Source organism: Streptomyces zaomyceticus, assembly GCF_014656215.1.
Lineage (GTDB): Bacteria > Actinomycetota > Actinomycetes > Streptomycetales > Streptomycetaceae > Streptomyces > Streptomyces zaomyceticus.
In genome coordinates, this window is sequence record NZ_BNBZ01000030.1 from 40,554 (window position 1) to 61,819 (window position 21,266).

Annotated in this window: 18 protein-coding genes; 7 read left to right on the forward strand and 11 right to left on the reverse strand. The window is 74.9% G+C overall.

Annotated features, from left to right (window positions below):
* Positions 1 to 12: 12 nt before the first annotated feature.
* Positions 13 to 2,565, reverse strand: a complete 2,553-nt coding sequence (locus IE311_RS29435) for a helicase C-terminal domain-containing protein (protein WP_189834875.1) — start codon at positions 2,563 to 2,565, stop codon at positions 13 to 15.
* A gap of 72 nt (positions 2,566 to 2,637) precedes the next feature.
* On the opposite strand from IE311_RS29435, the gene IE311_RS29440 reads away from it, so the two are divergent.
* Positions 2,638 to 3,747 (forward strand): hypothetical protein, encoded by a 1,110-nt coding sequence (locus IE311_RS29440; protein ID WP_189834876.1) that lies wholly within the window; start codon positions 2,638 to 2,640, stop codon positions 3,745 to 3,747.
* A 403-nt stretch (positions 3,748 to 4,150) separates the two neighbouring features.
* On the opposite strand, the gene IE311_RS29445 is transcribed toward IE311_RS29440, so the two are convergent.
* The 3 genes from IE311_RS29445 to IE311_RS29455 are packed head-to-tail and all read right to left on the reverse strand — an operon-like array spanning position 4,151 to position 7,055.
* Positions 4,151 to 4,981 carry an ABC transporter ATP-binding protein gene (locus tag IE311_RS29445; RefSeq protein ID WP_189834877.1) on the reverse strand — a complete coding sequence of 277 codons (831 nt, stop codon included), beginning with the start codon at positions 4,979 to 4,981 and terminating at the stop codon, positions 4,151 to 4,153.
* The gene (locus IE311_RS29450) at positions 4,978 to 6,054 is read right to left on the reverse strand and encodes a FecCD family ABC transporter permease (protein WP_189834878.1); all 1,077 of its coding nucleotides are present in this window, start codon (positions 6,052 to 6,054) and stop codon (positions 4,978 to 4,980) included. Before IE311_RS29450 ends, IE311_RS29445 begins: the two co-directional genes overlap by 4 nt.
* Entirely contained in the window at positions 6,051 to 7,055 is a 1,005-nt protein-coding gene (locus IE311_RS29455) for a FecCD family ABC transporter permease (protein ID WP_189834879.1), read from the reverse strand. Before IE311_RS29455 ends, IE311_RS29450 begins: the two co-directional genes overlap by 4 nt.
* A gap of 173 nt (positions 7,056 to 7,228) precedes the next feature.
* Between IE311_RS29455 and IE311_RS29460 the strand changes: the two genes are divergently transcribed.
* Positions 7,229 to 7,882 (forward strand): HAD family hydrolase, encoded by a 654-nt coding sequence (locus IE311_RS29460; RefSeq protein WP_189834880.1) that lies wholly within the window; start codon positions 7,229 to 7,231, stop codon positions 7,880 to 7,882.
* Here the strand turns inward: IE311_RS29460 and IE311_RS29465 are convergent.
* Entirely contained in the window at positions 7,870 to 8,148 is a 279-nt protein-coding gene (locus IE311_RS29465) for a hypothetical protein (protein WP_189834881.1), read from the reverse strand. The genes IE311_RS29460 and IE311_RS29465 overlap by 13 nt on opposite strands.
* A 139-nt stretch (positions 8,149 to 8,287) precedes the next feature.
* Between IE311_RS29465 and IE311_RS37240 the strand changes: the two genes are divergently transcribed.
* Positions 8,288 to 8,671, forward strand: a complete 384-nt coding sequence (locus IE311_RS37240) for a cold-shock protein (protein ID WP_015035334.1) — start codon at positions 8,288 to 8,290, stop codon at positions 8,669 to 8,671.
* A 19-nt stretch (positions 8,672 to 8,690) separates the two neighbouring features.
* Here the strand turns inward: IE311_RS37240 and IE311_RS29475 are convergent, their stop codons facing one another.
* The 4 genes from IE311_RS29475 to IE311_RS29490 all read right to left on the reverse strand — a co-directional run bounded on the left by IE311_RS29475 (position 8,691) and on the right by IE311_RS29490 (position 12,266).
* Entirely contained in the window at positions 8,691 to 9,545 is an 855-nt protein-coding gene (locus tag IE311_RS29475; protein WP_189834882.1) for a 1,4-dihydroxy-6-naphthoate synthase, read from the reverse strand.
* Complete coding sequence (locus IE311_RS29480) at positions 9,542 to 10,294, reverse strand: futalosine hydrolase (protein ID WP_189834883.1); 753 nt, start codon at positions 10,292 to 10,294, stop codon at positions 9,542 to 9,544. The genes IE311_RS29475 and IE311_RS29480 overlap by 4 nt, the downstream gene beginning before the upstream one ends.
* 7 nt (positions 10,295 to 10,301) lie before the next feature.
* Entirely contained in the window at positions 10,302 to 10,781 is a 480-nt protein-coding gene (locus IE311_RS29485) for a DUF2771 domain-containing protein (protein ID WP_189834884.1), read from the reverse strand.
* Positions 10,782 to 10,886: 105 nt separating this feature from the next.
* Positions 10,887 to 12,266 carry an MFS transporter gene (locus IE311_RS29490; RefSeq protein ID WP_229902240.1) on the reverse strand — a complete coding sequence of 460 codons (1,380 nt, stop codon included), beginning with the start codon at positions 12,264 to 12,266 and terminating at the stop codon, positions 10,887 to 10,889.
* Between the two features lie 461 nt (positions 12,267 to 12,727).
* On the opposite strand from IE311_RS29490, the gene IE311_RS29495 reads away from it, so the two are divergent.
* On the forward strand, positions 12,728 to 13,657 hold the full coding sequence (locus IE311_RS29495) for a DUF3027 domain-containing protein (protein WP_189834886.1): 930 nt from the start codon (positions 12,728 to 12,730) through the stop codon (positions 13,655 to 13,657).
* An 841-nt stretch (positions 13,658 to 14,498) separates the two neighbouring features.
* A complete protein-coding gene (locus IE311_RS29500; RefSeq protein ID WP_189834887.1) occupies positions 14,499 to 17,705 on the forward strand; it encodes a sacsin N-terminal ATP-binding-like domain-containing protein in 3,207 nt (1,068 codons plus the stop codon).
* 37 nt (positions 17,706 to 17,742) lie between these two features.
* Here the strand turns inward: IE311_RS29500 and IE311_RS29505 are convergent, their stop codons facing one another.
* Together IE311_RS29505 and IE311_RS29510 are read right to left on the reverse strand one after the other, a co-directional pair.
* Positions 17,743 to 18,120 carry a VOC family protein gene (locus IE311_RS29505; RefSeq protein ID WP_189834888.1) on the reverse strand — a complete coding sequence of 126 codons (378 nt, stop codon included), beginning with the start codon at positions 18,118 to 18,120 and terminating at the stop codon, positions 17,743 to 17,745.
* 34 nt (positions 18,121 to 18,154) lie between these two features.
* Complete coding sequence (locus IE311_RS29510) at positions 18,155 to 19,138, reverse strand: EamA family transporter (RefSeq protein ID WP_189834916.1); 984 nt, start codon at positions 19,136 to 19,138, stop codon at positions 18,155 to 18,157.
* Between the two features lie 192 nt (positions 19,139 to 19,330).
* Between IE311_RS29510 and IE311_RS29515 the strand changes: the two genes are divergently transcribed.
* Both IE311_RS29515 and IE311_RS29520 read left to right on the forward strand, forming a co-directional pair.
* Entirely contained in the window at positions 19,331 to 20,188 is an 858-nt protein-coding gene (locus IE311_RS29515; protein ID WP_229902241.1) for a LysR family transcriptional regulator, read from the forward strand.
* Positions 20,189 to 20,241: 53 nt separating this feature from the next.
* The gene (locus IE311_RS29520; RefSeq protein WP_189834890.1) at positions 20,242 to 21,249 is read left to right on the forward strand and encodes a hypothetical protein; all 1,008 of its coding nucleotides are present in this window, start codon (positions 20,242 to 20,244) and stop codon (positions 21,247 to 21,249) included.
* The last annotated feature ends 17 nt before the right edge of the window (positions 21,250 to 21,266 follow it).

Below are 21,266 nucleotides of genomic sequence, written 5' to 3' on the forward strand. Positions count from 1 at the left end.
GGGCGTGCCCCGCTACACCTGGTCGTCCGCGAGTTCCGCCACGCCCGTGATGCGGTGCAGCGGATACGTGCGGACCTCGTCGGCCGTGTGGTCGTAGCCCGTCACGAAACCGCCCTCCACACGGACCGGGGCGATGACCCGCTGACTCGCCGCGCCCTCCGCGTTCACATAGCCGATCCAGACCGCCGAGCCCGTCATCGCGGCCGCCTGGACCGTCGCCAGGGTCTCCGCCGCCGAGGTGCGCGGCAGCGTGCCCGCGGCCGTCGGGACGGCCGGCTCCTTGCGCACCGCCGTCGCCGCCCGGTCGCCCGCGCGGATCGCGCGGACCGCCGCGCCCAGCAGGGTCGCGTCGGGGGCCGGCGGTCCGTCCGGTACCGGGACCGGGGCCGTGCGGGCCCCCGTGCGGTACGCGTCCGCGCGGGTGATCAGGACGTCGCCCTCGGCCGACTCGGCGGCCGGCGCGTACCCCATCGACCGCAGTCCTTCGAGCAGCGACGCCGGGTCCGTCTGCGCCGCGAGCACCGTCGGCGCGATCCTGCGGAGGCCCAGGGACGAGGAGCGGCGGTCCGCCAGGATCTCGCCGAGGACCGTGTCGTCGTCGCAGCGCACATACGCGGACGCCGCGCCCACCCGCAGGTGGCCGTGGCGCCGTGCCACGTCGTCGACGAGGTACGCGAGCGGCTGCGGGACGGGCGTCCGGGAGTGCGCCTTGAGGAACTCGTGCAGGTCGGTGGCCGTCTGCCCGGAGTCGAGCGCGCGCCGGACGGATCCGGGCGTGAACCGGTAGACCGTCGCGCCACCCTTCGATTCCACGTCCGCGAGCACGGCGAGCGCGTCGGCCAGCGGGCGGCGCAGCGGCCCCGGCGCGACCGCCGTCAGGTCGGCCTGGAGGAGTACGTGGTCGACGGCCTCGGGCAGCAGCGGTGCCAGCAGCGTCGCCGCCCTGCCCGCGGCCACGGTCAGCTCGACGCCCCCGCCCGGTTCGGCGGCGGACGCCGCCTCCGCGAGCGGGAGGTTCAGCAGCGCCCGCGCGGGCCCCGACAGGGCGCCCCGCCCGGTGAGCCCCAGCAGTTCCGCCTCGGCGAGAGTCCAGCGGGCCAGCCGCGACCGCAGATCGCCGGGCACGTTCCCGGCCTGCGCCTCCGCGTCCTCCGCGCGGGCCTGCGCCGCTCCCCTCAGCGGCCGTTCCCAGCGGAGCCGGGCGAAGAGCGACTCGGGCTCCACCGCCGAACCCGGCGGCAGGGTCGCGAGGAGGCCGAGGACCCGGTGCCGGACCTCGGGCGCCGCCGCGCGGTCCAGGTCGGGGCCGAGGACCGAGAGCGTCCGGCCCTTGGCGTCCTGGCCGCCGACCAGCCCCGGTGTACGGGTCGCGGTGAGCCAGGGCGTGACGAGCACGGCCCAGCGTTCGGCGGGCGGCAGGTCCAGCCAGTCGTCGTAGGCGGGCGTCGGCGCGTACCGCTCGTCCGCCTCGCCGTCCGAGGCCAGCAGCCCCGCCGCGTAGCAGAGCTCCAGCCAGAAGGCGGCCGTCTCCTCGGGGACGTCGAGGGCGGCGGCGGTCCGTCTGAGGTCCCGTACGGCCAGACCGCCCGCGCGCAGCACCTGCGGCCCGCCCCGGTCCCAGGACTTCAGCAGCTCCTCGACCGTCGCGAGCGCCAGCTGTGCCTGCCCGGCCGCCGCGTTGTCCACAACCTGTGGGCGGTACTCGCGCTGCACCCCCAACTCCGGCGCCAGCGGCTCCGGCGCCCGGTGCGCCCGCCCGCCCCGCAGATGCAGCGCCACCTCGCGCGGCAGCACCATCGTCCGCGGCGACACCGGAAGCAGCAGACCCCGGTCGCGCAGCCAGCGCACCGGAGGCGCCGGGTTCGCCGTCACCTCGCCGTACGGCGGACCCCACACCAGCCGGTCGAGCACGGCCAGCGCGTCCGGGGACGCCATGTCGAGGAGCGCGTCCATCCGGGACCGGTCCGTGAACAGCCCCGTCAGCCCCGCCACCGCCGACACCGGATCGTGCGTCGCGGACAGACCGGCCGCCGCGATGATCTCCTGCACCCGGCCCGGCGACATCCCGGACGTCGCCTCGGCCACCGTCGGCCCGAGACCCGTCGGCGACGGGTGCTGCGCCGAAGGCGCGAGCAGCTCCCGCGCCGTCCGCACCAGCCGCAGCCGGTCGTCCTCGCCCCACACGAGCGCCTGCTCGCGCAGCAGCGCCACCGCGCCCGGCAGCGCCGCCTCGATCTCCGGATCGCCCTCGGTGCCGGTGAGCAGCGCCAGGAGTACGGGGTACGGGGCGGGGTCCGGGGCCACGGCGAGAGCCTCGGCCGTCTGGAGGGCGAAACGGTCGAGCCGCTCCAGGGCGCGCACCACCGAACCTCGCGTACCGGCGCGCGTCGCCAGCTGCGTCAGGTCGTTCGGCACGGGGTTCAGCAGGTCGGGCCGTGCCCGCAACAGCGTGGCGAGCCCCTCGTCGCCCCGGGCGCGCAGCGCCTCGGCGAGTGTGCGGGGCGCCGCGGCGGCGCCAGTTACCTCGGGCACGTGCGCCTCCCGGTCGAGCTCACCGATCCCCATCCGCCCCACGTTAGCCGCTGCGCAGGCGCTAACGTCGGGCCGTACCGGGCGAACCGGCCGTGGAGGGGCATCGTGGGGATCGAGAGCGACCAGTTGGTCTACGACTATCTGAGCCGGGTCGGCGATCTGGCACAGCAACGGCAGCTGCCGGCGAGCGACCGGATGCGGCTGGTGTCGACCCTCAGGAACGAGATCGACCGCCGCCGTGCCACGCACGGCGAGGAGAGCACCGCGGCGGTACGGAACATCCTCGGCGCGCTCGGCACCCCGGACGAGGTGGTGGAACGGGCGGAGGGCCCGGGCGCGGCGCCGACACCCCCGGCTCCGCCCTCACCTGCGCCGAAGCAGGCGCGGAAGCCGGTGGGCAAGCCGGTGCCGAAGCCCCGTGAGGGGGAGCGGCCGAAGGAGCCGTCGAAGGAGCGGACGCGGGAGCGGAAGGGCGTCGGGTGGCTGCCGGGCGCCCGTCGGTCCCGCGACAGGACCGCGTCGGCCGAGCCGGTGTCCGGCGGCGTCGAGGGTTCACGCACGGACGGAGCCGTCGCCGACACGACCGGGTTCGACGCGCCGGGCGCCGGCGCGGCCGGCGACGGCGTGTCGGACTGGTGGCTGCTGGAGGACGCCGCCGAGGGCCTGCCGGGGTTCGTGGGCGGGGTCGAGCGCCCGGACCTGTTCAAGGAGCCCGTCGCCGACGAGGCCGGGGCCGAGGACGGGGCCGAGGATGCGGCCCCCGCCCCCGGGAAGCGCCGCCGCCTCGCCCGTGTCCTGCTCCGCCGCGGGCCCGGGGCGACCGAGGCGGCACCGCGGACCGAGGCGGAGCCCGAGGCGGCGCCGGTCTCCCGCCTCCGCCTCGCGAACCCCTTCGTCCTGCTCGCCGCACTGCTCCTGCTCGGTGGCGCGGCCTTCGGCTCGCTGGTCGCCCTGGCCGCGGGCTGGCTCATCGCGTACGCCTCGCGCCGGCTGACCCCCGGTGAGGTCAGGGCTGCCGTCCTGGTGATCCCGGGCCTGGCCGCCGCGTCGGGCGTCGCCTGGCTCTGGGGCCGGGTGGAGGGCCGCTGGGGAGCCCCGGTGGCGGCGGGCGGCGAGGCGATGGGCGCGGCGGTCTCGGAGACCTGGCCCTGGGTGCTCCGCGGCGCGGCCGTCGCCTCGGCCCTGTTCCTCCTCTGGCGCTCCCGCAGACGCTGAGCACGGTGTCGCCCCGGCGGCTGCGGGCCCGCCGAACACCGTGTCGGCCCGGGCGGCCCGGCAGGCGCCGAGCACGGTGTCGCTCCGGCGGTCGGACAGCCGCGCTGAGCCCGGTGTCGGCCCCGCGATCCGGCAGTCCCACCGCGCACGGTCTCGCTCCGGCGGCTGCGGGCCCGCCGAACACCGTGTCGGCCCGGCCGTTCCGGCAGGGGCCGAGCCTCGTGTCGGCCCGGCGGTTGGGCAGGCGCGCCGAGCCCGGTGTCGGCCCGGCGGCCCGGCAGACCCACCGAGCACCGTGTCGCCCCCGGCGGGGTCCCGCAGTCGCCCAGTGCCGTCCCGCCCCAGGCCACGGGAGTCTCCGCCTCGGGCCGCTGGAGTCCCGCCGCAGGCCACTGGCGTCCCCTCAGACCGATGAAACTCCCGCCGTCTCCTCCGTCTCCCGCCCCGCGTGCCACGGTGCCCCCGGCACCACCAGCGGTGACCCCGTCACCGGATCGGGCACGACCACCGACCGCAGCCCGAAGACGTCCCGGACGAGCTCCTCCGTCACGATCTTCTCCGGCGGGCCCTCCGCCACCACCCGGCCCGCCTTCATCGCGACCAGGTGGTCGGCGTACCGGGCCGCCTGGTTCAGGTCGTGAAGGACGAGGACGACCGTGCGGCCGCGCAGCCGGTTGAGGCGGCGGACCAGGTCGAGGACCTCCACCTGGTGGGAGATGTCCAGGTAGGTGGTGGGCTCGTCGAGCAGCAGCAGTTCCGTCTCCTGGGCGAGGGCCATCGCGATCCACACCCGCTGCCGCTGGCCGCCGGAGAGCGCGTCGACGGGCCGGTCGGCGAGCGCGGCGACGTCCGTGCGCTCCATGGCGTCGGTGACGGCCCGCTCGTCCTCCTCCGACCACTGCTTCCACCAGGCCTGATGCGGCTGGCGGCCCCGGGAGACCAGGTCGGCGACGGTGATCGCCTCGGGCGCGACGGGGGTCTGCGGGAGCAGTCCGACGGAGCGGGCGATCCGCTTGGTCGGGAGCTTCGCCAGTTCCTCGCCGTCGAGCAGGACGGAGCCGCCCGCCGGCTTGAGGAGCCGGCCGAGCGCCCGGAGGGTGGTGGACTTGCCGCAGGCGTTGGGTCCGACGATCACGGTCACCCTGCCGTCGGGGATCGCGAGGTCCAGCTCGTGGACGACGGTGCGGTCCTCGTAGGCGAGCGTCAGCTCGCGCGCGGTCAGCCTGCTGGTCATGCCTTGCCTTCCGTACGGCTCCGGACGATGAGCCAGATCAGATACGGGGCGCCGACCGCCGCCGTGAGGACTCCCACCGGCAGTTCGACGGGGGAGAGGAGCCGCCGGCCGAGCAGATCGGCGAGGACGACGACCGCGGCACCGGTGAGCGCCGAGGTGAGCAGCGGGATCTGCGCGGTGCGGGTCATGCGGCGGGCGATCTGCGGCGCGAGGAGCGCCACGAAGTCGACCGGGCCCGCGACTCCGGTCGCCACGGACGCGAGGACGACACCGACCGCGACGAGCCCGAGCCGGACCCGCCCGAGCCGGGCGCCGAGCGCCGTGGCCGTGTCGTCGTCGAGGGAGACGGTCCGCTGGGCGCGGGCCGCCCACAGCACGGCGGGCAGCAGGAGCAGCAGCGTCCAGCGGAGGGGGGCGGACTCCTCCCAGCCGCGGCCGTTGAGCGAGCCGGTCATCCAGATCTGGGCCTGCTGGGCGACGAGGAAGTCGCCCTTGGTCATGAAGAGGGTGGTGAGGGACCGCAGCGCGATCGCGAAGCCGATCCCGATGAGGACGAAGCGGGTCGCGTGCAGCCCGCCGCGCCACGCGAACACGTAGACGAGTGCGGCGGCGAGGACACCGCCGGCGATCGAGAGGTACGGCAGCACGGCGTACGAGCCGATGCCGAAGGTCATCGCGGCGACGGTGACCGCCCCGGCGCCCTGGCTGATGCCGATGATGTCGGGGCTGGCGAGCGGGTTGCGGGCGACGGTCTGGATGAGGGCGCCGGCGACGCCGAACGCGGCGCCGACGGCGAGGGCGACGACGAGCCGGGGCTCGCGCAGCTCCTCCACGACGAACGTCGAGGGCGAGGGCTGTCCGAGCAGGATCCGTACGACCTCGGAGGGGCCGACGAAGCGCTCGCCGACGCAGAGGTACGCGACGGAGGACGCGGCGAGGAGCAGCAGCAGGCCCGCGGCGACGAACGCCGAGCGCCGGTGGACCAGGAAGCTGGCGCCCCGGGCGCGGACGAGCCCGTACCCGGCGGGTCGCGGTCCGGCCTTCGCGGGACGGGGGACGGTGGTCGCACTCACGCGGGCACCGCCTTCCGGCGTACGAGAGTGACCAGGAACGGCACCCCGATCAGCGCCGTCATCACCCCGGCGGGCACCTCGCCCGGCGGGAACACGATCCGCCCGGCGACATCCGCGACGAGCAGCATCACCGGGCCGGTGATCGCGGCCATCGGCAGCACCCAGCGGTGGTCGGAGCCGACGACGGCCCGTGCGATGTGCGGGACGGCGAGGCCGACGAAGGCGATGGGTCCGGCGGCGGCCACGCCCGCGCCGGTGAGGACGGTCGCACCGATCCCGCCCACGATCCGTACCGTCGCGACCCGCTGCCCGAGCCCCTTGGCGACGTCCTCGCCGAGCGCGAGCGCGTCGAGCCCGCGTGCCACGGAGATCACGAGGACCGCGCCGAGCAGCAGGAAGGGCCAGATCTGTCCGACGATCTGGGCGTCGCGCCCGTCGAGGGAGCCGATCTGCCAGAACCGGAACTCGTCGAGCGCGGAGGCCTTGGTGGTGAGGATGCCGGTGGTGACGGAGAGCAGCAGTGCGTTGATCGCGGCACCGCCGAGCGCCAGCTTCACGGGGGTGGCCCCGCCGCGCCCGCTGGAGGCGACGGCGTGGACGGCGACCGCGGCGAGCGCGGCGCCCGCGAAGGCGAACCACACGTATCCGGTGAGGGTGTGCACCCCGAAGAAGGCGATGGCGAGGACGACGCCGACGGAGGAGCCCTGGCTGATGCCGAGGATGCCGGGGTCGGCGATCGGGTTGCGGGTGATGCCCTGGAGGGCGGTGCCGGCGAGCGCGAGCGCCGCGCCGACCATCAGCCCGATGAGGGTGCGGGGGACGCGGAGCTGCCGTACGACCTCGGCGTCGGGGCTCGTACCGCCGTGCAGCAGGGCGTCGAGGACCGTGGAGGGGGCGATGGCGCGGGCGCCGACGGCGAGGCTGAGGAGGACGGCGAGGAGCAGGGCGACGAGAGCCGCCGAGGTCGCGAGGACCCGTCTGGAACGGAAAGCGGCTGGCATCAGGACCCATCGAGTGGTGCGGGGTGTCCGGCGGTGCGGGGTACCGGGCTGTGCCGGGTGCCGGGCGACGCGGGTGCCGGACGGTACGGGTGTCGGACGGTGCGGGTTCGGTAAGGCTTGGCTCAGTGTAAGCAGCACCCATATTCGAACACCTGGGCCGGAGGTCCCCCAGAATGGCTCTTATGACGACCTCCGCGACCACGCCCCCGACCCCGCCCACGCCCGCGCCGACCGTCGGCTTCGACCTCGATCTGACGCTGATCGACACCCGCCCCGGCATCAAGGCCGCCTGGCAGGCCTTCTCGGCCGAGACCGGCGTGCCGGTCGACGCGGACCTCGTCGTCAGCCGTCTCGGCCCGCCGCTGGAGCACGAGATGGCGCACTGGGTCCCCGAGGAGCGGGTCACGGAGATGGTGGCCCGCTACCGGGCGCTCTACCCGGCGTACGCGATCGAGCCCTCGGCGCCGATGCCGGGCGCCCGGGATGCGATTCAGGCCGTTCGTGAGGCGGGCGGCCGCACCGTCGTCGTCACCGCGAAGAACGGCCCGCACGCCGAGCTGCACCTCGCGCACCTCGGCATCGAGCCGGACGCCGTCGTCGGCGGCCTGTGGGCCGAGGGCAAGGCGGAGGCCCTGAGCGCCCACGGCGCCCAGGTGTACGTCGGGGACCACGTCGGTGACGTCCGCGGCGCCGCGACGGCGGGCGCCGTCTCGGTGGCCGTCGCCACCGGACCGTGCGCCCCCGAGGAGCTCCAGGAGGCCGGCGCGGACGTGGTCCTGAACGACCTGACGGACTTCCGCCGCTGGTGGGAGGGCTACCTGGCCTGAACCGGCGCGGCCGCGCCGCTCCGGGCCTGCCGTCGCTGGGCCGCGATCGAGCGGAGCACTCCGGCGGCGGCGACGGCGAATCCGACGCCCATCAGCATGGAGACGGTGTACGCCACCGTGGGGAACGGGTCCGTGCCGAGGAACAGCGGAGCCACGGTGACCAGGGTCGCCACGGCGCCGATCGCGAAGAGGACGACACCGGCCTTGACGAGGCCGTCACCCGGAGCGCTGTCGTTCGCCTGTGCGGCAGGGGTTTCACTACGCATCCGGCCAGGGTAGTTCCCAGGCCGAAGGAACACATCGGCGACGTCTTGTCACCGGCCTCCGGACCATTAGCCTGGTGCGGCGGGTCGGTCGACCCGCTGTTTGCTATCCCCATCGACGAGGACGAGGACGAGGACAGACGTGCCTACCGGCAAGGTCAAATGGTTCAACAGCGAGAAGGGCTTCGGCTTTCTCTCCCGCGACGACGGCGGCGACGTCTTCGTCCACTCGTCGGTGCTCCCTGCCGGAGTCGACGCCCTGAAGCCGGGGCAGCGGGTCGAGTTCGGGGTTGTCGCAGGCCAGCGCGGCGACCAGGCACTGTCCGTCACGATCCTCGACCCGACCCCGTCCGTCGCCGCGGCGCAGCGCCGTAAGCCCGACGAACTGGCGTCCATCGTGCAGGACCTGACGACGCTCCTGGAGAACATCACCCCGATGCTGGAGCGCGGCCGCTACCCCGACAAGGCGCAGGGCGCCAAGATCGCGGGCCTGCTGCGCGCGGTCGCCGACCAGCTGGACGTGTAGGACCGCCCTCCGGGGCCCCTTACGGGAATGCGAGCGAGTCCGGGCCGAGGGGCGGTACGAGTCCCTCGGCCGCGGCGCGGGTGAGCAGCCCGCGGACCGCCGCGTAGCCGTGCTCGCCGAGGTCGGCGGTGAACTCGTTCACGTAGAGACCGATGTGCTGGTCGGCCACCTTCGGGTCCATCTCCTGCGCGTGCTCCAGGACGTACGGGCGGGAGGCCGCCGGGTCGTCCCAGGCCATCCGTACCGAGGTACGGGCCGCGTCGGCGAGCCGCAGCAGCGTCTCGGAGCCGAGGGAGCGGCGGGCGACGATCGCGCCGAGCGGGATCGGCAGACCGGTCGTGGACTCCCAGTGCTCGCCCATGTCGGCCAGGCAGTGCAGCCCGTAGTTCCTGTACGTGAAGCGGGCCTCGTGGATGACGAGCCCCGCGTCGACCTTGCCGTCGCGGACGGCGGGCATGATCTCGTGGAACGGCATCACGACGACGTTCCCGACCCCGCCCGGCACCTGCTCCGCCGCCCACAGCCGGAACAGCAGGTACGCGGTCGAGCGCTCGCTCGGCACCGCGACCGTCCTCCCCGCGAGGTCGGCGCCGGTCGCGGTGTCCCGGGTGAGGACGAGCGGCCCGCAGCCCCGGCCGAGGGCGCCGCCGCAGGGCAGCAGCGCGTACTCGTCGAGGATCCAGGGCAGCACGGCGTACGACACCTTCAGGACGTCGTGGTCGTCGGCGCCGCTCTCGGCCCAGCCGTTGGTGACGTCGATGTCGGCGAAGGTCACGTCGAGCCGGGGGGCGCCGGCGACCCGGCCGTGGGCCCAGGCGTCGAAGACGAAGGTGTCGTTCGGGCAGGGCGAGTAGGCGATCTTCAGCTTGGTCACGGCGAGGGCTCCAGGAAGACGGTCCGACTGAGCAGCTCGAAGGTGTGCCGGAGCGCGCCGAGGGCCTCGCCGATGCGCCAGGCGGCACGGTCGCGGGGGCCGACGGCGTTCGACACGGCACGGATCTCGACGACGGGCACGCCGTACGCGGCGGCGGCCTCGGCGACACCGAAGCCCTCCATCGCCTCGGCGGCGGCTCCGGGATGGCGCTCGGCCAGCTCGGCGGCGCGCCCCGCTGTTCCGGTGACGGTGGAGACGGTGAGGACGGGTGCCACCGCGTGCGGCAGGCCTCCGGCGCCCAGGGCGGCGGAGATCCGGCCGGTGAGGGCGTCCGGCACGGGGTGCGCGGACCGCCCGAAGCCGAGCTCCTCGACCGTGAGGTACCCGTCCGGGGTTTCCGCGCCGAGGTCGGCGGCGACGACCGACGTCGAGACGACGACGGACCCGAGGGGTGCGAGGGGCTGGAATCCACCGGCGATACCGGCGGAGACGACGAGGTCGTAGGGGCTGCCCGGGCTCGTGAGCGAGGCGTGGGCGAGCGCGGTCCCGGTCGAGGCGGCCACGGCGGCCGGTCCGACCCCGCCGACGAGGACGTCGACGAGCGGGCCCCCGCCGTCCGGGCCGGTGTGGCGGCGCAGGGCGAGGCCCCCCGGCAGCGGGAGGAGGCCGGGGCCGCCGAGGGCGAGGCCGGCGGAGACGGAGTCCGCCTCCGCCGCCACGGCCGTCACGATCAGGATCCGGTGGACCACCGGACGATCAGGATTCCTTCTTCAGCTGGAAGTGCCAGATGCCGGTCAGCTTCTTGCCGGTGTTCTCGACGATGGTCACCTGGGTCTTGTCGGTGGCCTCGCCGGTCTGGCTGGAGAAGAAGGCGCTGGCCGGAATGGTCCGGTACGTCTTCTTGTACGGCTCGGGCTCGGCCTGCTGGCCGCCGAGGAAGATGGTCCAGCCGTTGTCCGCGATCTCGGGGTCGACCCCGAAGCGGATCTTGTCGTCCATCGCCACGGTGATGGACTTCTCGGCCTTCTTGTTGAGGCACTGCTGGATCTGCGACTCCTTGATGGCGTCGCCGTTGTTGTAGCAGGCGGCCTCGGAGTGGATCGAGTCGGACCCGACCGTGACGGTCGCGATCGGAGTCGGCTTGTCGCAGGCGGAGAGTACGAGGAGCCCGGCGGAGACGGCCCCGAGGGCGACGGCGGCCCGGCGGCGCGAGCCGGAGAAGAACGCAACGGTCATGAGCCGAAGGCTATCGGGCCGCCGCGCCCGCGCCACGCGGGGGTACGGCGTGCCGCTCTCCGGTACCGGAAGGAGGACGTTCCGGGGCCCTCGTCCCCGCCCCGGCTACGCCACCCGGGCCTTCGACCGCCCCTTGGGCCCCGGCCGCCGCCGGGCCGCCGCGAGCAGGCCCCGTACGGAGAGGAGCGCGCCGAGGCCGAGGATCGCGGCCGCCACCGCCATGCCCAGGGTCCCGTTCAGCGGCAGCGCGATGCCGATCGCGCCGCCCACCACCCACGCCACCTGCAGCGCCGTCTCGGAGCGCGCGAACGCGGAGGTCCGCACCACCTCCGGCACGTCCCGCTGGATCAGGGCGTCGAGGGACAGCTTCGACAGGGCCTGGGTGAGGCCCGCGACCGCGCCCAGGACGGCCACCATCGCCCCGCCGAAGAAGATCGCCGTACAGATCGCGGTGGCGCAGACCACGCTGATCATGGTGGCGATGATCACTTCGGGGCCGTGCCCGCGGTCCCGCAGCAGTGAGCCGGCCGCCGTGCCGCAGGCGTTGCCCACACCCGCCGCCACGCCCACGATCCCCAGGGAGACGGCGGCGCTCTGCCCCGACAACGGGTGCTCGCGCAGCAGAAACGCCAGGAAGAAGATCAGGAAACCCGACAGCATCCGCTGCGCCGCGTTCGCCTCCAGCCCGTGCAGCACCGACGGGCCCACCGTCCGCAGACTCGGCTTCCGCTCGCCGTGCGTCAGCAGATGCGCCCGCCGCTCACCCTTCGCCGAGTCCACCTTGGGCGGCATCCGCAGCGCCCAGAACGCCCCCAGCAGGAACAGCACGCACGCCCCGTACAGCGGGTACGGAGGCCCGATGACCTGGAGCCCCGCCCCGATGGGCGCGGCGATCCCGGTCGCGAGCAGCCCGGCGAGGGTCACCCGCGAGTTCGCCTTCACGAGCGAGAAGTCCGGTGGCAGGAGCCGGGGCACGACCGCGCTGCGCACCACCCCGTACGCCTTCGAGGCCACCAGGACCCCCAGCGCCGCCGGATACAGCTGGATGCCGCCGGTGGCGACCGCCGTCGACATCGTGATCGCCAGCACAGCCCGGGTCAGCATCGCGCCCGCCATCGCCGCCCGACGCCCGTGCGGGATCCGGTCCAGGAGCGGACCGATCACCGGGGCGAGCAGGGTGAAGGGCAGCATCGTGACGGCCAGGTAGAGGGCGACGCGACCGCGGGCCTCGTCGGTGGGCACGGAGAAGAAGACGGTGGAGGCGAGGGCGACGGTGATCATGACGTCCCCGGCGCCGTTCACGGCGTGCAGCTCGATCAGTTTCCCGAGCCCGGACTCGCCCGCGCCGTGCGCGTGCGTGGCCTTGCGAATGCCCTTCGCGGTGCCCGTGAACGGCAGGTGCAGGGCGCGACCGACCCTCCGGCCCGCTCGGCGGAGCGGCCCGGCATGATCTTCGGATCGTGCGGGGGACCGTGCGGCTGCCACTCCGTCATAGTGCCCCACCGGCACGCCCGACGAACCGTGGCGCGGCGGGGGAGACCCTCCGGACCGTCCGAAAATCTCCTTCCGGCCCGCCCCGCGGCCCGATTCCGGCCACCCTCACGAGCACCCTCCCGACCGCCCGCCGGACCGCCACGACTCCCCTTCCGGACCGCCCGGCACCCCTCGCCGGCCGTCCGCGATCCGGGCCACTTGGGACGGGCAGGTGGGCTGAGGCCCGCGAACGGGGTAGCGTGCGTAGCGCGTCACCGGCGGAAGCTCTCGGCCGCGCGCCTCTTCGGCATCCCGCAGAATGGATGGCGATAGGTGTGCCCGAGACACGCGAGACAAGTCGGGTGCGCGGACGTCGATGCGGCCCACAGGTCCGCTCCGCCCGCCGCCCGTGGCTTCGCTCCCGCCGCTCGGCCGGCGCACCCGTGAGACGGCGTAGGAGAGAAGCGAGACCTGTGAGTGCTGCGACGACGCGAAGCGGTACCCCGCGTACCCCGCGAGCCACGCGTATCCCCGACCGCCTGTGCGTCGAGGCCGTAGACCTCGCGCGGGAGGCCGCCGAGGAGGCGGCCGCCCCCGGGATCGTCGGCGCACACGTCGAGGCGGTCGCCGAGGGTGACCGCGTCGTCACCCACTACTTCGAATCCAAGGAACCCGGCTACCGGGGCTGGCGCTGGGCGGTGACGGTCACCAGGGCCTCCCGCGCCAAGAACGTCACGCTCGACGAAACCGTCCTGCTGCCCGGCTCCGACGCCCTCCTCGCCCCCGAGTGGGTGCCGTGGAGCGAGCGGCTGCGCCCCGGCGACATGGGCCCCGGCGACCTGCTGCCCACCGAGCAGGACGACCTGCGCCTGGAGCCCGGCTACTCGGGCGAGGACGCCCCGCCGCCGAACTCCGCGGTCTCCGAGGAGCTGGCGGACCACCTGGACGCCGAGGACGCCGAGATCGTCACCCGTACCCCCTCGCGGGGCGCGATCGCCGCGGTCGCCGAGGAGCTCGGCATGCGCCGGGCCCGGGTCCTGTCCCGGTACGGCCTCCACACGGCCGCCGACCGCTGGGACGAGGCCTTCGGCGCCCGTACGCCGATGGCCCAGGCCGCACCGGCCAGCTGTGAGTCCTGCGCCTTCCTGGTGCCGGTGGCCGGCTCCCTGAAGCAGGCGTTCGGCATCTGCGCCAACGAGTTCTCCCCGGCCGACGGCCGGGTCGTCTCCCTCTCCTACGGCTGCGGCGGCCACTCGGAGGCCGCGATCATGCCGAAGCCCCCGCGGCCGGCGCCGCCGGTCCTGGACTCGATGGGGGCGGACGCCTTCCCCCTCCGCCCGGCGAAGGACTCCGGCTCGACGACGGAACCGGACGCGATGTCGGAGGACCTGGGCCACTCGTAGCACCGGTGCGCACCGCGTTCGCGCGGGCCGCGCTCCCGCCGTGCGCCGCGTTCGCGCGGGCCGCGCTCCCTCCGTGGGCGCCGACTGCCGTGCGGCGCGCCGCGTCGGCTTGCGCCGCGCCGGTTTACGCCGCGCTCCTTCAGCGGGCGCCGCGCCGCGTCGGCGTACGCCGCGTCCGCGCTGGCAGTGCCCGACGCCTTGGTCCACCCCCCGCCGTGTGGGCAATCGTCCCGCGGGGCGGGACGGGTGGGCACACGGGACGGTGCCCCTTGCCGGGCCCAGGCCCCTCGCGCCTGAACGCCGCGCGGACGGTGCGCCGACGGGTGCGGCGCCGCGGGTGGTTGTGCCCACCCGTTCCGCCCCGCGGAACGCCTGCCCACAACCAGGCCCGGTGGGGCAGCCGCCCACCACCAGGTCCGTGGGGCGGGCGCCCACATCCAGGCCCGTGGGGCAGCTGCCCACAACCAGGCCCGGTGGGGCAGCCGCCCACCACCAGGCCCGTGGGGGCGGGCGCCCACCACCAGGCCCGTGGGGCAGCCGCCCACATCCAGGCCCGTGGGGCGGGCGCGCACAACCAGGCCCGTGGGGCGGGCGCGCACAACCAGGACCGTGGGGCGGGCGCCCACCGCCCGGTCCCGTGGGGCAGCCGCCCACCACCCGGGCCGGCAGGGCAGTCGCCCCCGGCCCGTGTCCCCGTCCGAACGCCTCCGCGCGCCCCCGCGCCCATCGTGCCCCCGCGAGAGCCGCGGCCCGGAGCGCGGTACCTTCGGGCACCCGGGCCCATGGGCCCGGGCCGGACCTCAGGGTTCGGGCCGACCCGGCAGTACCAGCGCCCCGCAGAGTGGAGTCAGACGTGAGCGTCAGCGTCCGGACGACGACCGACGGAACCGATCCCTTCGGCACCGCACGGCTGCGGCGGGGTGTGCTCGACGCCTGGGGCGCCTCGCCCGCCCGGTTCCGGGAGGACGCCAACGCCGAGGAGGACCTCGCCCTCGGCGGCTACCGGGACCGCCTCGTCGTCGAGCTCGCCCAGAACGCCGCCGACGCGGCCCACCGTGCCGGTGTCACCGGCCGGCTGCGCCTCACCCTGCACCCGGCGGATCACGAGGGCCCCGCGCTCCTCGCCGCCGCCAACACCGGCGCCCCGCTGGACGCCACCGGCGTCGAGTCGCTGTCGACGCTCCGGGCCTCGGCCAAGCGGGAGCAGCAGGCCCACGGCGCCGTGGGACGCTTCGGCGTGGGTTTCGCCGCGGTCCTCGCGGTGACCGACGAGCCCGCCGTCCTCGGCCGGCACGGCGGTGTCCGCTGGTCGCTCGCGGAGGCCCGCGAACTCGCCGCCGAATCCGCCCAGTACAGCCCGGGGCTCGGCGACGAACTGCGCCGCCGCGACGGCCACGTACCCCTGCTGAGGCTGCCGCTGCCCGCCGAGGGCACCGCTCCCGACGGCTACGACACCGTCGTCGTCCTCCCGTTGCGCGACACCGCCGCCCGTGACCTGGCCGAGCGGCTCCTCGACTCCGTCGACGACGCGCTCCTCCTCACTCTTCCGGGGCTCGCGGAGATCGTCGTGGAGACCTCCGAAGGGGTACGGACGCTCCGTTGCTCCGAGGACGACGGCTATGTGCGGATCGTCGACTCGGCCACCGGCACCCACCGCTGGCGGACCGTCTCCCACGGCGGCCCGCTCGACGCCGAACTGCTCAAGGACCGCCCCGTCGAGGAGCGCCTGCGCCCCCACTGGTCGGTCACCTGGGCCGTCCCCGTGGACGCCGAGGGAGCCCCGCGCCGGCCGCGTACGACCCCGGTCGTGCACGCGCCGACGCCCACCGACGAGCCGCTCGGCATCCCCGCCCTGCTCATCGCGTCCCTGCCGCTCGACACCGCGCGCCGCCATCCGGCGCCGGGCCCGCTCACCGACTTCCTGGTGCAGCGCGCGGCCGACGCGTACGCCGAACTCCTCGCGGAGTGGCAGCCGGTGACGACCGCGACGCTCGATCTCGTCCCCGGCCCGCTCGGCAAGGGCCCGCTCGACGGGGCGCTGCGCGAGGCGATCCTCGACCGGCTGCCGAGGGTCGCCTTCCTGGCGCCGGCCGCCCCGTCGGAGGAACTTCCGGCGCTCCGCCCGATCGAGGCCGAGGTCGCGGAGGGCGCGGGCGCGGACACGGTCGGCGTCCTCGCCGAGGTCTTCCCGACGCTCCTGCCGGCCGGTCTCGAGCGGCGTCCGGAGCTGCGGACCCTCGGGGTCGGCCGGGTGCCCCTGACCGAGGCCATCGACCGTCTGGCGGGGGTGGACCGGGCGCCGACGTGGTGGTGGCGCCTGTACGACTCCCTCGCGGGCGTGGACCCGGACCGGCTGTCCGGCCTTCCGGTGCCGCTGGCGGTGCCGGAGTCGGCGGCGGAGCGGCTGCCGGAGCCGGAGTCCGACGCGGAGCAGGCGTCCGGCCCGGGCGGGCGGGGCCGTATCCGTACGGCCGTCGGCCCCCGGCAGGTCCTCCTCCCGCAGGACCGGACCCCCGCCGAGCTGACCCGGCTCGGGTTGAAGGTGGCCCACCCCGATGCCGCCCATCCGCTTCTGGAGAAGCTGGGCGCGCTCCCCGCCACGCCCCGCGCGGTCCTGACGACGCCGCAGGTGCGGGCGGCCGTCGCGGCCTCCCTGGACGCGGGCGAGATCTGGGACGAGGACGCGGAGACGCTGGACGCGGACGAGCTGGTCGAGACGGTCCTCGGTCTGGTCCGGGACGCGGAGCTCGACCCGGGCGAGGAGCCCTGGCTCGGCGCCCTGGCCCTTCCCGACGAGGACGGCGAGCTCTCCCCGGCGGGAGAGCTGGTGATGCCGGGCTCGGCCTTCGCCGCCGTCATGCGCGAGGACGAACTCGCCCTCGTCGACGCCGACCTGGCCGGCCGCTGGGGCGAACAGCCGCTCGCCGCCTGTGGAGTCCTGGCCACCTTCGCGCTGGTCCGCGCGACCGATCTGCTGCTCGACCCGGACGAGGTGGAGCCCCGCGAGGGCGACTACCCGGAGCCGGACGACGCCGGGCTCCTCGACGCGGTCGACGTGTGGTGCGAGGACGTCCTGGACCGGCTGCCGGAGTCGCCGGTGCCGCCGGTGGCGACGGAGATCGTGGCCGTACGGGATCTGGACCTGGTCGACGACGACGCCTGGCCGCAGGCCCTCGCGCTCCTGGCGCAGCCGCCGCTGCGGGACGCCCTGACCCAGCCCGTGCGGGTGCTGCTGCCGGACGGCACGACGGAGACGGTCCGCTCGTACACGGCCTGGTGGCTCCGCGACCACCCGGTCCTGGACGGCCGGCGGCCGGCCGGGCTGCGCGCGGCGGGCACGGACCCGCTCCTGATCGGCCTGTACGACTCCGCCGACGCGACGGGCTTCGAGGACGAGCAGGTCCTCCGGGCCCTGGGCGTACGCACCTCGGTGGCGGCGCTCCTGGACGAGCCGGGAGGGGCGGCGGAGCTCCTGACGCGCCTGGCGGACCCGGAGCGGGAGGTCACGGACGCGCAGCTGCATGCCCTCTACACGGCCCTGGCGGACCTGGACCCGGAGCAGGTGACGCTGCCGGACGAGCTGCGCGCGGTGGTCGACGGCACGGTGGTCGTGGTCGACGCGTCGGAGGCGATGGTGGCGGACGCCCCGGACCTCCTGCCGCTGGCGGCGGGGCTGCCGCTGCTTCCGGTGTCCCCGGCGCGGGCGGCGGACCTGGCGGAGCTGTTCCAGGTCAGGCGGCTGAGCGAGGCGGTGGAGGCGGAGGTCGCGACGGTGGGCGAGGAGCACGAGGTCCCGGACTCGGTCCGTATCCTGCTGGGCCCGTCGACGCCCACCGGCTACATCGAGCACGAGGAGCTGCGGGCGGCGGGCACGGAACTCGACTGGCGCCGCACTCCGGACGGCACCGTCCACGCGTCCACCCTGGAGGGTGTGGCGGCGGGCCTGGCCTGGGCGGCGGGCCAGTGGCCCCGCCGCTTCGAGGTGGCGGCGCTCCTGGAGGACCCGTCGAGGACGGCGGAGCTGGCCAGGGACCGCTGGTTCGACTGACGCGGCGGAGGGGGCGGGGGTCCGGGGTCCGGTTCCGTCAGTGCCGGACCAGGCAGAACGGGTGGCCCGCCGGGTCCGCGTAGACGCGCCAGCCGCGGGCGTCCTCGCCCGCGTCGAGGAGGGTCGCGCCCTGTGCCAGGACCTCTTCGTGTGCCGTGTCCAGGTTCGGGACGCCGAAGTCGAGGTGGAACTGCTGGGGGCGTTCCGGGTGCGGCCAGGTCGGCGGACGGTGGTCGGGGACGCCCTGGAAGCAGAGGACGAGACCGCCGGGTGTGTGGAGCGTGGACCAGGCCTCGTCCAGGGCCCAGCGGCGGTCCGGCCGGTCGACCTCCCCGCCCAGGACCGCGCGGTAGAACCGGGCGAGTTCGCGGGGTGCGGAACAGTCGAGGACGACGCACTGCAGTTCGGCGATCATGCCGCGGATTCTAGGAGCCCGGTCCGGACGCCCCCTACGGGTTCGGGGTTCTCGCGTCCCGGGCCGTCGCCCGCACCTGGGTCCTGACCGCGCCCATGCTCGCCGCGATCACGAGGGCGATCGCGAGGGCGTCGGTGACCGACAGGGCCTGGCTGAGGACGAGGAAGCCGGCCGTGGCCGCGATGGCGGGTTCCAGGCTCATCAGGATCGCGAAGGTGGGTGCGGGCAGGCGGCGCAGGGCGAGGAGTTCCAGGGTGTACGGGAGGACCGAGGACATCAGCGCGACGGCGAGGCCGAGGCCGATCGTCGACGGGACGAGGAGCTTGTCGCCCGCCTCCGCGATGCCCAGCGGCAGGCTGAGGACGGCGGCGAAGACCATCGCGAGCGCGAGCCCGTCCGCCTGTGGGAAGCGCCGGCCCGTCCGGGCGCTGAAGACGATGTAGGCGGCCCACATCGCGCCCGCCGCGAGCGCGAACGCGGCGCCCACCGGGTCGAGGCGGTCGAATCCGCCGCCGCTGAGCAGGACGACTCCGCCGAGGGCGAGTCCCGCCCAGAGGAGGTTCATCAGGCGGCGGGAGGCGACCACGGAGAGGATCAGCGGACCGAGGACCTCCAGGGTCACGGCGGCGCCCAGCGGGATCCGGTCGGCCGCCTGGTAGAAGAGGATGTTCATCCCCGCCATGGCCGCGCCGAAGGCGACGATGGTGCCCCAGTCCGCGCGGCCGTAGCCGCGGACCCGGGGGCGGCAGACGATCATCAGGACGGCGGCGGCGAGTACGAGTCGCAGGGTGACGACGCCGAGGGCGCCCGCGCGGGGCATGAGGAGCACGGCGAGGGCCGATCCGAACTGGACGGAGAGCCCGCCGGTGACGACGAGCGCCACGGGTGCGAGGCGGTGTCCCGCCAGGCCGCGCGCGCGGGTGGCCGCGGGGGCGCCGCCGGCCGGCTCCGCGCCTGCCGCGCCCGCGCCGATCGCGACCGCCGCGGGGGCCGTCTTCGAGGCCGCCGCCGGGGGCATCTCCTTGACCGGACTGTCCACCGACCGCTCCTCCACACCGACACCAGCTAGGTTTAATGAACTGTACTCCTGGTCCAGGATAGTGCACCAGTCCTTCTCCAGGTGCCCGGAACCATCGCGTCCGCCTCTCACGCTACGAGCCCCCGCGCGGCACCGGAAATGCCGATTGCGCTGCGGTTATGCTCCGGACGCATGAGCATCGAGCTGCGTCACCTCCGCTGCTTCCTCGCCATCGCCGAGCAATCCAGCCTCACCAGGGCCGCCGCCCGGCTCCACCTCACCCAGCCCGCCGTCTCCCGCACGCTCGCCGCCCTGGAACAGCACCTCGGCGCCCGGCTCGTCGACCGCTCCACCCACCACCTCGCCCTCACCGCCGAGGGCCGCGCCTTCCAGGACCGGGCCGCCGCCGCGCTCGCCGCCTTCGAGGCCGCCGTCGACCCGGCCAGACTGCGCCACCGGCCGCTGCGCCTCGGGCACGCCTGGTCGGCCTTCGGCCCGTACACCACGCCCCTGCTCCGCCGCTGGCAGCGCGAGCACCCCGAGACCCCGCTCGAACTCCTCCGCATCGACGACCGCACGGCCGGACTCACCCGGGGCGAGGTGGACGCCGCCCTGCTCAGAGGGCCGGTCGACGCGCCCGGGCTGGCCACCGAGGAGCTCACCACCGAAGGCAGGGTCGCCGCCGTGCCGGCCGACAGCCCGCTCGCCGAACGGCCCCGGCTCACCCTCGACGACCTCGCCGGAGGAACCGTCGTCCTCAACACCGTCTCGGGAACGACCACCCTCATGCTCTGGCCCCCCGCCGCCCGCCCTGCCGCCACCGTCACCGTCGCCAACACCGACGACTGGCTCGCGGCGATCGCCGCCGGCCGGGGAGTCGGCGTCTCCTCCGCCTCCACGGCGGCCCTGCACCCGCATCCGGGCGTCACCTACCTCCCCCTGCCCGACGCACCCCCGCTGCCGGTGGTCCTGGCCTGGCGGGACGCCTTCCCGCACCCGGCGACGGCGGCCCTGGTGACGATGGCCCGCGAGATCGTCAGCGGGGACTGAGCCCGCCCTGTTAATTTGACGGCCGACCTGCCAAAAATCCCGGGGGGGATCACATGAACCGCCGATCGTTGCTGAAGAGTGCCGCCGCGATGGCCGTGGGGGCGCCGCTCCTGTCCGTCGCCAACGCCACGCCCGCGCATGCCGCGGGCAACTACGACGTGCTCCTGACGGAGCAGCTGAAGAACAAGGTCATGCTGTTCCGCGCGATCGAGTCGTGGGAGCCCAAGAACCTGGGCTGGTCGTGGACGGCGCCCACGTCCGTCGTGAACGGCGAGAACACCTGGCGCCTGCTCTCCGACGCGCGCTTCCGCGAGACCGACCGCTTCGGCTGGGTGTGCCTCGTCACCGCGTCCGGCGGCAAGGTCGGCATGGTCAACTTCGGTGACGACGATGCCCTGCTGTGGTCGGCGACCCCGTACGGCAACCCGCACGCGATCGAGTACATCCGCAGCCACGGCGTGGTGGTCGTGGCCTCGTCGCAGAAGTCCGCCGCCGTGGACTACGACGGCTTCCTCACGATCTACGCCCCCACCGACGCGGACGACCCCGGCACGCTCGCCGCGGTCGACACCATCACCTACACGGGCGCGCACGGCCTCTGGTGGGACGGCTCGCACCTGTTCGCCCTGGGCGCGCGGACGCTGGCCAAGTACCGCGTCACCGGCAGCCTCCGGACCTCTCGCCTCGAACTCGTCCAGAAGCACGTGTGGTCCGACACCACGCCTTTCTGGGGCCACAGCCTCGACATGGACTTCACCGACCCGGACCGACTTCTGCTGAACGGCGCGGGCGCCGTCTGGACCGTCGACAAGGCGAACCTCGCGCTCACGAACATCCGGCCGGGCAGCTACGGGGTGAAGTCCTTCTCGCGCGCCGTCGACGGCGAGTCCTTCTGGGTGCAGGCGATCGACCAGACGAACCCGGGAGAGACGGGCTGGTGGAACGAGTACGTCCAGTTCTTCGACGCCGCCGGGAAGCCGACCTACCGCCGCGGCCTGGACCACTACGGCTACGAGGGCAGGATCTACCGCTCCCGGATCGCGAGCGTCAGGCTCTCCTGACCGCAGGTCCGACCGAG

Coding starts and splice junctions, on each gene's coding strand:
- IE311_RS29455 (WP_189834879.1), bottom strand. CDS start 7,055: ATGCCAGCCGCTTTCCGTTCCAGACGGGTCCTCGCGACCTCGGCGGCT.
- IE311_RS29465 (WP_189834881.1), bottom strand. CDS start 8,148: ATGCGTAGTGAAACCCCTGCCGCACAGGCGAACGACAGCGCTCCGGGT.
- IE311_RS29515 (WP_229902241.1), top strand. CDS start 19,331: ATGAGCATCGAGCTGCGTCACCTCCGCTGCTTCCTCGCCATCGCCGAG.
- IE311_RS29435 (WP_189834875.1), bottom strand. CDS start 2,565: ATGGGGATCGGTGAGCTCGACCGGGAGGCGCACGTGCCCGAGGTAACT.
- IE311_RS29445 (WP_189834877.1), bottom strand. CDS start 4,981: ATGACCAGCAGGCTGACCGCGCGCGAGCTGACGCTCGCCTACGAGGAC.
- IE311_RS29485 (WP_189834884.1), bottom strand. CDS start 10,781: ATGACCGTTGCGTTCTTCTCCGGCTCGCGCCGCCGGGCCGCCGTCGCC.
- IE311_RS29505 (WP_189834888.1), bottom strand. CDS start 18,120: ATGATCGCCGAACTGCAGTGCGTCGTCCTCGACTGTTCCGCACCCCGC.
- IE311_RS29460 (WP_189834880.1), top strand. CDS start 7,229: ATGGCTCTTATGACGACCTCCGCGACCACGCCCCCGACCCCGCCCACG.
- IE311_RS29520 (WP_189834890.1), top strand. CDS start 20,242: ATGAACCGCCGATCGTTGCTGAAGAGTGCCGCCGCGATGGCCGTGGGG.
- IE311_RS29510 (WP_189834916.1), bottom strand. CDS start 19,138: ATGCCCCCGGCGGCGGCCTCGAAGACGGCCCCCGCGGCGGTCGCGATC.